This is a genomic window from Dactylosporangium sp. McL0621 (genome assembly GCF_049995355.1).
Classification (GTDB): domain Bacteria; phylum Actinomycetota; class Actinomycetes; order Mycobacteriales; family Micromonosporaceae; genus Dactylosporangium.
This window is the reverse complement of sequence record NZ_CP188259.1, coordinates 3,427,197-3,438,429: the sequence shown is the minus strand read 5'-3', so window position 1 is coordinate 3,438,429 and position 11,233 is coordinate 3,427,197. Positions and strand designations below refer to the sequence as shown.

At 74.9% G+C, this 11,233-nt stretch carries 11 protein-coding genes and 1 pseudogene; 7 read left to right on the top strand and 5 right to left on the bottom strand.

What is annotated here, in order from left to right; genetic code table 11:
* Nucleotides 1–152 precede the first annotated feature (152 nt).
* Nucleotides 153–734, top strand: a complete 582-nt coding sequence (locus ACPPVO_RS16190; protein ID WP_426512023.1) for a hypothetical protein — start codon at nt 153–155, stop codon at nt 732–734.
* A gap of 86 nt (nt 735–820) precedes the next feature.
* Here ACPPVO_RS16190 and ACPPVO_RS16185 read toward each other — a convergent pair whose 3' ends face one another.
* Both ACPPVO_RS16185 and ACPPVO_RS16180 read right to left on the bottom strand, forming a co-directional pair.
* A complete protein-coding gene (locus tag ACPPVO_RS16185) occupies nt 821–1,222 on the bottom strand; it encodes an EAL domain-containing protein (protein ID WP_426514637.1) in 402 nt (133 codons plus the stop codon).
* Nucleotides 1,142–2,085, bottom strand: a pseudogene (locus ACPPVO_RS16180) (putative bifunctional diguanylate cyclase/phosphodiesterase); the annotation flags it as partial. The pseudogene ACPPVO_RS16180 and the gene ACPPVO_RS16185, both read right to left, overlap by 81 nt.
* 564 nt (nt 2,086–2,649) lie before the next feature.
* Between ACPPVO_RS16180 and ACPPVO_RS16175 the strand changes: the two are divergent.
* Genes ACPPVO_RS16175 through ACPPVO_RS16160 form a run of 4 tightly spaced genes read left to right on the top strand, consistent with a single transcriptional unit; the run spans nt 2,650 to nt 5,637 of the window.
* Nucleotides 2,650–3,267: a CG0192-related protein gene (locus ACPPVO_RS16175; RefSeq protein ID WP_426512022.1), complete on the top strand. Its 618-nt coding sequence runs from the start codon at nt 2,650–2,652 to the stop codon at nt 3,265–3,267.
* A gap of 29 nt (nt 3,268–3,296) precedes the next feature.
* Nucleotides 3,297–4,442, top strand: a complete 1,146-nt coding sequence (locus tag ACPPVO_RS16170; RefSeq protein WP_426512021.1) for a sensor histidine kinase — start codon at nt 3,297–3,299, stop codon at nt 4,440–4,442.
* Entirely contained in the window at nt 4,439–5,062 is a 624-nt protein-coding gene (locus tag ACPPVO_RS16165) for a response regulator transcription factor (RefSeq protein WP_426512020.1), read from the top strand. Before ACPPVO_RS16170 ends, ACPPVO_RS16165 begins: the two co-directional genes overlap by 4 nt.
* Nucleotides 5,059–5,637 carry a hypothetical protein gene (locus ACPPVO_RS16160; RefSeq protein ID WP_426512019.1) on the top strand — a complete coding sequence of 193 codons (579 nt, stop codon included), beginning with the start codon at nt 5,059–5,061 and terminating at the stop codon, nt 5,635–5,637. Before ACPPVO_RS16165 ends, ACPPVO_RS16160 begins: the two co-directional genes overlap by 4 nt.
* A 22-nt stretch (nt 5,638–5,659) precedes the next feature.
* On the opposite strand, the gene ACPPVO_RS16155 is transcribed toward ACPPVO_RS16160, so the two are convergent.
* The 3 genes from ACPPVO_RS16155 to ACPPVO_RS16145 form a co-directional block, all read right to left on the bottom strand.
* Entirely contained in the window at nt 5,660–7,051 is a 1,392-nt protein-coding gene (locus ACPPVO_RS16155) for a DUF1996 domain-containing protein (protein WP_360381445.1), read from the bottom strand.
* A 108-nt stretch (nt 7,052–7,159) separates the two neighbouring features.
* Nucleotides 7,160–8,626 (bottom strand): multicopper oxidase family protein, encoded by a 1,467-nt coding sequence (locus ACPPVO_RS16150; protein ID WP_426512018.1) that lies wholly within the window; start codon nt 8,624–8,626, stop codon nt 7,160–7,162.
* Nucleotides 8,623–9,045, bottom strand: a complete 423-nt coding sequence (locus ACPPVO_RS16145; RefSeq protein WP_426512017.1) for a hypothetical protein — start codon at nt 9,043–9,045, stop codon at nt 8,623–8,625. The genes ACPPVO_RS16150 and ACPPVO_RS16145 overlap by 4 nt, the downstream gene beginning before the upstream one ends.
* 134 nt (nt 9,046–9,179) lie before the next feature.
* Here ACPPVO_RS16145 and ACPPVO_RS16140 point away from each other — a divergent pair, with 134 nt between their 5' ends.
* Both ACPPVO_RS16140 and ACPPVO_RS16135 read left to right on the top strand, forming a co-directional pair.
* Nucleotides 9,180–10,361, top strand: coding sequence for a sensor histidine kinase (locus ACPPVO_RS16140; protein ID WP_426512016.1), 1,182 nt, complete (start codon nt 9,180–9,182; stop codon nt 10,359–10,361).
* Nucleotides 10,358–11,011: a response regulator gene (locus tag ACPPVO_RS16135; RefSeq protein ID WP_426512015.1), complete on the top strand. Its 654-nt coding sequence runs from the start codon at nt 10,358–10,360 to the stop codon at nt 11,009–11,011. Before ACPPVO_RS16140 ends, ACPPVO_RS16135 begins: the two co-directional genes overlap by 4 nt.
* The last annotated feature ends 222 nt before the right edge of the window (nt 11,012–11,233 follow it).

The window sequence follows — 11,233 nt, the reverse complement described above, 5'->3', positions numbered from 1 at the left end:
CCGCTTCGGGGCAGATTCCCGATACGCCCGCTTCGTCGTAAGTGCCACTCCCGGCGAGGCGCCGCCACCGGTGCGTCACGCCCCGTCACGACCCGCGCAATGGTCCGATTGAGCAGTCCTCACGGAGAATCGGTAACGAGGGGTGAGCCGGCGTGCAGTGGTCCGAGGAAGTCGCGGCGGGGGCGTGGATCGTCCAGGGGCTGCATCCGTTCGGCCGCGATGTCGGCAGCGTGGTGCCCGACGTGTTCCCGGCGTACGCGCGCGTGCGGCACCCCGGCGCCGGGACGCTCGACCGGCCGCGGCTGGACGCGCTCCTGGAGGTGCTCGCGCGGCACACCACCGGGGCGGAGGCCTGCTGGTTCGCGGTCTGGGACGGCTACGCCGGGCTGCAGGGGCCGCCCGCCACGGCCGCGCTGACCCGCGGCGGAGGCGATGCCGCGCCGCGGGCGGGGGCGACCGCACCGGCGGCGCGGCTGCGGGCCCCGGAGCGCTCGTACGCCCTGCACCGCGGGACGCTCGGCGCTGCGCGGGCGCTGTGGGACTTCTCGTGGGCGCAGAGCCCCAACCTGTGGTGGCCCGCCGGCCGCTCCTGGTGTGTCGCCTCCGAGGTCGACCTCACGTCGACCTACGTGGGCGGCTCGGCCGCGCTCGTGGACGACCTCGTGGGCGATCGCCGGCTGGGCGCACAGGCGGCCCGCCCGCACGACCCGATCGGCGCCGGCGCGCCGGCCTGAGCGACGGCGGCCCGAGCGACGGCGGCCTGGACGGCGGCGGCCCGAGCGACGGCGGCCTGGACGGCGGCGGCCTGGACGGCGGCGGCCTATTTGGCAGCGGTCAGTGCCGCGGCCTCCGTGAAGGCCGGGGACTCCTCGGGGCGGCCGAACAGGTAACCCTGGCCGTAGCGGTAGCCCATGCGGTACAGGGCGTCGGCCTGGCCGGCCGTCTCCACGCCCTCCGCGATCGCGGTCAGGCCCAGGTGCACCGACACGTCGACGAGCGCCGTCGCGATCACCGAGCGGCCGCCCCCGGCGAGGTCGTCGACGAAGGACTTGTCGACCTTGAGTACGTCGACGGGGCGGTGCGCAGCAGGCCCAGGGAGGAGTGGCCGGTGCCGAAGTCGTCCAGGGCGATGCGCACCCCGAGGGCCTTGATGGCCCGCAGCGCGTCCAGGGCCGTCGAGCTGTCGAAGACCGCGGTCTCGGTGACCTCGACGGTGAGGCAGGCGGCGGGGAGGGCGGCTTCCCGCAGTACCGACGCCACGAAGGCGGGGAAGTCCGGCTCCGACAGCTGCCGGGCCGAGACGTTCACCGACACGTAGCCGGGGGCCGCCGCGCCCAGGTCGCGCCGCCAGGTGTGCAGGCGCTCGGCCGCGGCGCGCAGGATCCACGCGCCCAGCTCGACGATGAGGCCGTTGTGCTCGGCGACGGGCACGAACGCGACCGGGCCGACCAGGCCGCGCTGCGGGTGCCGCCAGCGCACCAGGGCCTCCACCGCGACCGTGCGCCGCTCGGGCAGGGCCACGATCGGCTGGTACACCAGGAAGAACTGTCCCTCGTCGAGGGCGGTGCGCAGCTCGGCGCCCAGCTGGGCGTGCTCGGTGGCGCGCTCGTCCAGCGCCGGCTCGTAGCGCAGGTGGCGGCCGCCGGTGACCTTGGCCGCGTACATGGCGACGTTGGCGCGGCGCAGGGGCTCGAACGGGTCGGTGGTGCCGGCGTCGTCGGCCACGCCGATGCTCGCGCGCATGAGCAGCCGGTGCGGGCCGACGGCCAGCGGCTGCTCCATGGAGGCGACGATCCCGGCCACGATCCGGTCCGCGACCGCGGCCGAGGTCCGCGGCAGGTGCACGGCGAACTCGTCCCCGCCGAGGCGGGCCACGGTGTCGCCGGGGCGCACGAGGCCGGTGAGGCGCTCGGCCACGGCCCCGAGGAGCCGGTCGCCGACGTTGTGGCCGAGGCGGTCGTTGACGCCCTTGAAGTCATCGAGGTCGATGAGGGCCATGTGGGCGCGCCGGTCCGGGCCGAGCTCGGCGCGGATGCGGGCCTCCAGGGCCCGGCGGTTGGCCAGGCCGGTGAGCTCGTCGCGCATGGCGAGCGTGCGCACCTGGTGCACGAGCCCGGCCATGCGCAGCACCGAGAGCAGGAACAGGGCGGCGGCGCAGATGCCGACCGCGAGCCACTCGATGTGGCGCGGGTCGCGGAAGCCCTGGATCACGAGCACGGCCGGGGCCAGCAGCGACGAGCCGGCCATGACGCCAGGCGGGCCCGGCCGCGGGGCACGGCCTCGTTGCGGGGCGCCGCGTCCGAGCCGCGGACCGAGGGGGTGCAGAGCGGCCGCGGCCCAGCAGACGTAGGACAGCATCCAGCCGGCGTCGAAGGCGCTGCTCTCGTACGCGGTGTAGGAGATCACGACCGAGTACGCGATGTCGGAGGCGAGCAGCAGCCCGAGCCCGGCCACGACCAGCCGCGTGCTGACGTCCCGCTCCGCCCCGGCGACCACGAGCCGGGCCACGAGCGCGAGCAGCAGCACGTCCGCGGTACCCGCCGACCGTCAAGGCCCCGGCGAGCAGCCACCATAGCCACCGCTTCTCCCGCACCTGGGCACTATCGGCAGGTTGCGCGCGCGGCTGAGTGTGATCGGTACCATCGGCCCATGGCGCTGCTGTACCGTGCGGATCTCACCCCCGGCAAACTCGACCTCCTCGCCGCCTGGCTACCGGGCCGCCCCTGGTACGCCGGGCCGGAGCGGCCGGACCTGCAGAAGGTGTCCGCGTTCCGCTTCGACGACCCGGCCGGCGCGGTCGGCGTGGAGACGATCCTGGTCCGGGCCGAGGCCGGCGGGCCGGTGTTCCAGACCCCGCTGACCTACCGCGACGCGCCGCTCGAGGGCGCCGACGCGTACCTGCTCGGCACCTCGGAGCACTCGGTGCTGGGCAAGCGCTGGATCTACGACGCGGCCGCCGACCCGGTCTACGCGGCCTGCCTGGCCACGGCCGTCCTCACCGGCGGCACCGAGGCCCCGGAGGAGCTGTCCGACGACGGCGTGGTGCGCTCGCGCACGCCCTCGATGTCGGTGCGCGGGACGGGTTCGCCCTCCGCGGCGGTACCGCCGGTGACGGCGATCGACGCCATCAGCGACGCGAATCCGACCGTGGTGTCCGCTTCGTCGGTTTCGCTGACGATCTTCCGCGTCCTCGACGGCACCACGGCGGCCGACACCCCGGCGCTGATGTGGGAGTCGCAGCCGCTCGCGTTGGTTCGAGTCATTTAAAAAGTCCCGAAACCCGGTACATTCCGTGCATGACCGTCGATCGGGCGGTGGCCCCCGCCGCCCTCGGTCGGGCCGTGCTGCTCGGCCGGGGCGCCGCCACGCTCACCGCGGCCGGGACCGGGCTGCGGCTCGCCCCGGACCCGCGCCCGCTGCTGCTGTCCGTGGCCGTGCTGCTGCTGGCCCATGCGGCCGGGCTGGCCGTGCTCGCGCGCAACCCTTACGTCGTGCGCCACCCCGTGCCGCTGCTCGCCGCCGACACCCTGCTCACCCTGGCGCTGCTCGCGGCCGATCCGGGCATCGCGTACTTCTGCGCCGCCGCCGGCGCCGCCGCGCTGGCCGGGGTCGTCATCGGGATGCACGCCCTCTGGCTGGCCGCCGCGCACGCCGCGCTCGGGTACGCCGTCGCCGCCCGCGTCCTCGCCGCCAGCCCGGCCCACGCCGAGTTCGTGCTCGCCTTCCCGATCGCGTGCATCCTGGCCGCCACGGGCGCCGCGGTGGCCACGGCCGCACTGCGCCGCCACGTCGAGCTCTCGGTCCGGGTCGTCGCCTCGGCCCAGCGCGCCGCGGCCGCCGACGAGCGCGCCCGGCTCGCCCGCGAGCTGCACGACTCGGTGGCCAAGACGCTGCGCGGCGTCTCGTTCGCGGCCCTGGCCCTGCCGCAGAGCCTGCGCCGCCACCCCGGCCTCGCCGAGCGCCTCGCCGACACCGTCTCCACCGGCGCCGCGGCCGCCGCCCGCGAGGCCCGCGACCTGCTCGACGGCCTGCGCTCCGACGAGCCGACCCGGGACTTCGCCGCGGTCGTGACCGACCTGTGCGCGGCCTGGCAGCGCGCGACCGGCGTCGAGGTGCGCCTCGACCTCGCCCCGGGCGACCCGCCGCTGCCGGTGCGCTACGAGCTGTGCCGCATCCTGCAGGAGGCGCTGCGCAACACCGCCACCCACGCCGCCGCCACCACCGTCACCGTGCGCCTGGCCGCGGTCGCCGGCCGCCTGGTGCTCACCGTCGCCGACAACGGCCGGGGCTTCCCGGTGCCGCCCAGCCTCGTGGCGCTGCGCACCGAGCACCGCTACGGCCTCCTGGGCATGTCCGAGCGCGCGAGGCTCTCCGGCGGCGCCCTGCGCGTCCGATCAACCCCCGGCGGCGGTACCTCGGTCGAAGCCGCCATCCCCGCATGATCAGCGTCCTCGTCGTCGACGACAACCCGATCGTGCGCGCCGCCCTGCGCGGCTTCCTCGACGGCGCCCCGGACGTGACGGTCGTCGCCGAGGCCGCCGACGGCCTCGAGGCCCTCGCCGAGGCGCGCCGCACCGGCCCGGCCGTGACCCTGCTCGACCACCGCATGCCGGTCGCCGACGGGCTGTCCGTCCTCGCCGACCTGGCCCGGCTGAGCTCGGTCCTCGTGCTCACCAGCGACCCCGACCCGGGGCTCATCGCGCAGATGCTGCACGGGGGCGCCCGGGGGTACCTCATCCACGGCGCCTTCACCCCGGGCGAGCTGCACCGCGCGGTCGTCGCCGTGGCCTCCGGGTACGGCTGGCTCTCCCCCGCCGCGGCCGCGGTCGCGACGGCCACCATGCGGGCCCGCCCGGCCGGCCGCCCCCGCCCGCGCCACGGCCTGACCCGCCGCGAGCAGGACGTGCTCGACCTGCTGGCGGAGGGCCTGTCGAACGCGGCGATCGCGCACCGGCTGCTGCTGACCGAGAAGACGGTGAAGAACCACCTCCACCGCGCCTACGCCAAGCTCCGCGTGACGAACCGCACCGAGGCCCTGCTGCGCTGGACCGGCCGCACATGACGCCCGGCCGCCGCTGGGGGTGGGTCGCGCTCGCGGTGGGCGTGGCGGCGGTCGTCGCGATCGTCCCCCCGCTGCTGCTGCCGTCCGAGTCTTCCCCGGGCGCCACGGCGTCGGCTTCCCCTTCCGCTTCCGCCTCGACTTCTGCTTCTGCTTCTGCTTCTGCTTCGGCGCGGCCGTCCCCCAAGACTCCGACGGCGTTCGCGCCGATCCTGGTGCACGCCGCGGACCGCGCGAACCTCCGCAAGGGCGCCCGCGTCATCGACTGCCCCACGTGCGACGGCGGGAGCCGCGTCGGGTACATCGGCGGCCCCAACACCCTCGCCATCCGCATCCCCGATGTCCCCGCCGCCGGCGAGCGGACCCTGGTCATCGTGTACGAGACCGAGGTTCTCCGCACCCTGAAGGTGGCCGTGGCCGACGGGCCCGTGCACACCCTGACGCTCGCCGGCGCCGGCGACTACCTCATTCCCGCCCGCACCTCCCTCACCGTGTTCCTGCCGGCCGGCAGCACCTGGATCCGCTGCTTCAACGACGCCGGCGACGCCCCCGACATCAACCGCATCGAGCTGCGCTGACGCCGGGGGCCGGTGCCGCCGGTCAGAACGTGCCGGCCGTGTTGCACTTCGCCTTCTGGACGATGCAGTTCTTCACCCGGTGCCCCTGCGCGGCGTTGTCCCAGGCGAGGAACGCGTCGCCGTGGAACGAGGACGCCATCCCGGACGCGAGCGTGAACCCGTCGGCGGTACCGCTGGTCGGGTAGGCCAGCACGAACGACAGCGACGGGATCGCGACCGGGTACGCCCCGCCGCAGGTGCCGGTGTACGCGTACGACACGTGCGACTTGTGGTCGGGGCTGTCCAGGTGCACGCCGTCCCAGCAGTCCGGGAAGACGAGCTGGAACATGAGCGTGGCGCCCGGCGCGCAGAGCGGCCAGTTGCCGTCGGCGCTGCGCCCGGTCTCCCCGCCCGGACCGGCGCAGTAGAACTGGTTGACCGAGCCGGCCGGCGTCGCCTGCTGCAGCTTCGCGTCGCCGGCGATCATCCGGAAGCCCTGCGGGAACGGTACCGTCGCCGCCGGGCTGGTCAGCCGCGAGCCGTAGTACACGACGACGCCCTTGGGCTCGACCGCGACGCCGTGCTCGTAGAGCGTCGGCACCCAGTACGCCGACAGGTCCGGCGCCGGCGCGCAGCTCGTGCCCGCGTTGGCCAGCAGCGTGTCGCCGGTCGAGAACGCGTTGGTGCTGTGGTTGCCCAGGAAGCTGTGCATGTGCGACGCGCCCGGCAGCCCCGGGAAGACGATCGGGTCGTCCTTGAACGAGTGGCTGTACGTGCACGACGCGTTGAACTCCGACACCCGCACCGCGTTGGCCGGCGCCGGGTCGATGGCCATCGCGTTGAACTCGGCCAGCTGCGCGTTCCACCGGGCCGGGTCGACGCCGACCCACCCGGCGCCCGAGGTCCCGGTCGCGCTGGGCGTGCTCGCCGCCCCGCCCGTGAACGAGAACCAGTTGATGTTGACGAAGTCGCGGCCGCCGGTGCTGTTGCGCAGGACCGCGAACACGGTCTGCGCCCCGGCCGGGTGGCTCGCGGCGGTGGCGGTGAGCGTGGTCCAGGCCTGCCAGCCGCCGGTCGGGGCGACGGTGATCTGGGCGAGCACCGGCCCGGTGAGCGAGCCGGTGCGCAGCTCGATGCTGCCCGTCCCGCCGGTGCCGGCGGACGCGACGCGGGCGCCGATGCTCAGCGCGCCGGCCGCGCCGAGGTCGACGCCGTCGTAGCGCAGCCAGTCACCGTCGGCGAGGTAGCCGACGGCCTGCCCGCCGCCGGTGTCGACGGTGTTCTCCACCTGCGCGCCGGACTGCGCGCTGAACGCCTCCGCCTGCACGGTGACCGGGGTGGCGGCGTCGGCGGTCGTCACCATGGCGGCGGTGACGACCAGAAGGGCGGTGGCCGCGGCCCCGGCGGCGGCGATGAGGCCCCTGACGTTTGGCACGAGGATCTCCTAACTGCTTGCGACGTGCGCGAACGATGGCGAGGGCGCGCCCACCGTACGGCCGGGGTCCAGGGACCAAAGACCCAGTCGCGGGGCCCAATTTCCGGGCTATGCCTCGACAACGAAGTCCGCCATCATCGCCATGTCCTCGTGCTCCAGGTTGTGGCAGTGCAGCATGAAGGTGCCGGTGTAGTCGGTGAACCGCACCGCGACCGCGACCGCCTCCGAGGCCCGCAGGTCGACGGTGTCCTTCCACCCGTGGTCGTACGCCCCGAGCCCGTTCTCGTTGCGCGAGACCACCTGGAAGTGGTTGAGGTGCAGGTGGATCGGGTGGTGGAAGTCGGTCACGAACCGCCAGTGCTCCACCTCGCCCAGCCGCGGCCGGGCCAGCGCGCGGCCGGGCCGGTACTCGAGATCGTTGATCCGCCAGGTGCCGTCGGGGCCCTGGTTGAACCGGAACGTGCGGACGCGGGCGGGCGGCGGCAGCGGCTCCACGGTGCGGCTGAGCTCCTGCGGTACCGCCGAATCGTCATCGCGCCCCGCCCCCGTCACGTCGAACCGCATGACATCGCCGCCGTCGCGGTCGACGAGCCGCACCTGGGCGCCGGGCTTGTAGCGGCCGAAGTCGACGACCACGTCGAACCGCTCGGCGGGCGCGATCGCCAGCGAGTCGTGCCCGATCGGCCGCTGCAGCAGCCCGCCGTCGCTGCCGATCTGCAGGAACGCGTTGCCGCCGGGCGGCGGCGGGTCGAGCTCCAGCTGGTACCGCCGCGCGTTCGACGCGTTGAGCAGCCGCAGCCGGTAGCGGGCCGGGTCGACCTCGTGCACCGGCCAGGGGAGGCCGTTGACGAGCACGACGTCGCCGAGGACGCCGTTCATGTACGCCGAGTCGCCGGTCGGGTACCGGAACGAGCCGTCGGCCTCGAACGCCCGGTCGGTGATCATCAGCGGCAGCTCCCGCTCGCCCCGGGGCAGCGGCAGCGCGTCCTCCTCGTCGTCGCGCACGAGGTGGAAGCCGGCGAGGCCGCGGTAGACCGCCGGCCCGGTGAAGCCCATGCGGTGGTCGTGGTACCACAGCGTCGCGGCGCGCTGGTTCATCGGATACCGGTAGGTCCGCCGGCCCACGGTCATGTCGCCGGCCATCGCGGCCATGTCGTGGTGCGTCGTTCCCGGGCTTTCGCCCTCGGGCATGATCTCGTCGATCGGGTAGCCGTCGCTGCCGGCCGGCGTGTGGCCGCCGTGCAGGTGCACGACCACGGACTCGGGCAGCTGGTTGCGGTGCGTCAGGCTCGCGGCCCGGCCCGAGCGCGTGACGACCGTCGGTCCGGGGAAGCTCCCGTTGTACGTCCACGCGCGCGTCGTCAGCCCCGGCAGGATGTGCAGATCGGCCTCCCGCTGGATGATCTCCTCGCCGGTGAGCACGGGCGGGACGACCAGCCGCGCCGCGAACGGCTCCGGCAGCGGCGCGCGGCTGCGCAGCAGCTTCCCGGGCCGCTTCGGGGTGAGCAGCGACCAGCCGATCCCGGCGGCGCCGAGCGCGGCGGCCCCGGCCCCGAGCAGCGCGCGCCGTTTCACGCGGCCACCGCCTGGGTCTCGGCCGCCTGGGTCCCGGCCTTGCGTTTCGCCGCCGGCAGCGGCGTCCTCCACGCCCAGACGGCCCCGTGGGCCGCGCCGACCGCCATGAGCACGCCGATCGGGACGTGGAGCTCGAGGATGCGGAACACGCCGAGGACGCCCTGCGCCGCGAGCACGACCGGCAGGATGACGCCCTCGCGGGCGAGCGACGGCGGCCGTTCCCGGCGCCCGGGCAGGAAGACCAGGACGGCCTGCAGCAGGGCCAGGACGACCATCGAGAAGCCGGCGATCATGTGCCAGCGCAGCACCGCGTAGTGCCCGCTGAGGAAGCTTCCGGCCAACAGCACCTGAGCCGCGGCGAGGACTGCGAGCGCGGCGCTGGTGCCCCGCAGCGCCATGTGGACCGTTCGTGCGTTCATGGCCGCCGATCCTGCTCCGCCGCGGAGATCAGGTCGTCAGACCAGGGTCTAGATCTTGTACCACGCTGGAATGACGACCCGGATACCACTGTGGGCCGACGCGCCGCCGCCGCCGACCGCCTAACCTCGAGTCCATGAAACTGGCCTTGCGCTCCGACTCCGGGCAAGCGTGGCGCGACCCCGCGCTGGCGGCCGGGGCCGCGGTGGTCGCGGTCGGCGGGGCGCTGACGGCCCCGGCCGGGCGCACCGACCTCGACGCCCCGGGCGTGGCGCTGCTCGTCGTGGCCGGCCTGGCGCTCGTGGTGCGGCGGCGCTATCCGCGGCCGGTGCTCGCGCTCGCGGCGGGGAGCCTGCTGGCCTACCTGGTGCTCGGCTACCCGGGCGTGGGGCCCGCGGTGCCGGTGCTCATCGCGCTGTATACGACCGTGCACCGCGGGCACGGCCGGACCGCCCGGGCCGTCATCGCCGCGATCCTGGTCGTCGGGATCGTGGGCGACGCCATCAGCTCCGGGGCCCGGCCGGCGGACGTGTTCCAGCGCTGGTTCCTCATCATCGGCTGGATGGTCGCCTCGAGCGTGATGGCGGAGGTGACCCGGCAGCACCGGGCCTATCTCGAGCAGGTCGAGCGCCGCGCCGAGGAGGCCGAGCGCACACGCGAGGAGACGGCCCGCCGCCGCGCGGTCGAGGAGCGCCTGCGCATCGCCCGCGAGCTGCACGACTCGCTGACGCACAGCATCTCCATCATCAAGATCCAGGCGGGGGTCGCGGTACATCTCGCGCGCAAGCACGACGAGCCGGTCTCCGACGCGCTGCTGGCGATCCAGCACGCGAGCACCGACGCGATGCGCGAGCTACGCAGCACGCTCGAGGTCCTGCGCACCGGCCCCGACCCGCTCACGGCCGCCTCCGACGACGCCAACGGGCTGCAGCACCTCGACCGGCTCGCCGAGGGCGCACGGCAGGCGGGCCTGCCGGTGACCGTGCGGATCGCGGGCCCGCGGCTCGACCTGCCGCCGCCGGTGGACGGCACCGCCTACCGCATCGTGCAGGAGGCCCTGACCAACGCGGCCCGGCACGCGGGGCCGGCGGAGGCGACGGTGTGCATCGAGTACGCCGCGGACGCCCTCACCATCCGCGTCGAGGACAACGGCCCCAAGGCGGCGGCCCCGGTCCCGGGCGTCGGCCTGACGGGGATGCGGGAGCGCGTGACGGCCCTGGGCGGCACCCTGTGTGCGGGCCCCCGTCCGGCGGGCGGCTTCACGGTCGAGGCCCGCCTGCCCCTCGCCGCTCCGGCCGTTACGGCGGTGCTCGCGTGATCCGGGTGCTGCTCGTCGACGATCAGGCGCTCATCCGGGCCGGGTTCCGGGCGCTGCTCGCGGCCGAGGACGACATCGAGGTCGTGGCCGAGGCGGTCGACGGGGAGCAGGCGGTCGAGCTCGCCGGCGAACACCGGCCCGACGTGGCGCTCGTCGACATCCAGATGCCCGGCGTCGACGGGATCGAGGCGACGCGGCGGATCGCGGGCGACCCGGCGCTCGCGGACGTGCACGTGGTGATTCTGACCAACTACGGGCTGGACGAGTACGTGTACGCGGCGCTGCGGGCCGGGGCCGCGGGGTTCATGGTGAAGGACACCGAGCCGGCCGACCTGCTCTACGGGGTGCGGGTCGCGGCCCGGGGCGACGCGCTGCTGTCGCCGGCGATCACGCGGCGGCTCATCGGCGAGTACGTGGCGCGCCCGCCGCGGGGTCCGCTGCACGGGGCGGTGAACGCCCTCACGAACCGCGAGCGCGAGGTGGTCGCCCTGGCGGCGCGGGGGCTGTCCAACGACGAGATCGCCGGGCGGATGGTGATCAGCCTGGCCACGGCGAAGACGCACATCAGCCGCGCGATGACGAAGATGCACGCCCGCGACCGCGCGCAGCTGGTCGTGTTCGCCTACGAGTCGGGCCTCGTCACCGCCTGACCGCGACCGCGGCCGCGCCCGGCCGGGCGGTAGGACACCGCCGCGGCCGGGCCGGAACCACCGGGGCGTCGTCAGGGCGTCAGGGCGTCAGGGCGGTGGAGCGCACGGAGGCGTGCGCCGGCGGGGCATCGGTTCGGCTTCCCCCAAGGTGTGGTGCTCCGATCGGGAGCGGTCACGCCGAAGTGCCAGGGGTCGATGAAGAATCCGTACCGGTCGTTGCGG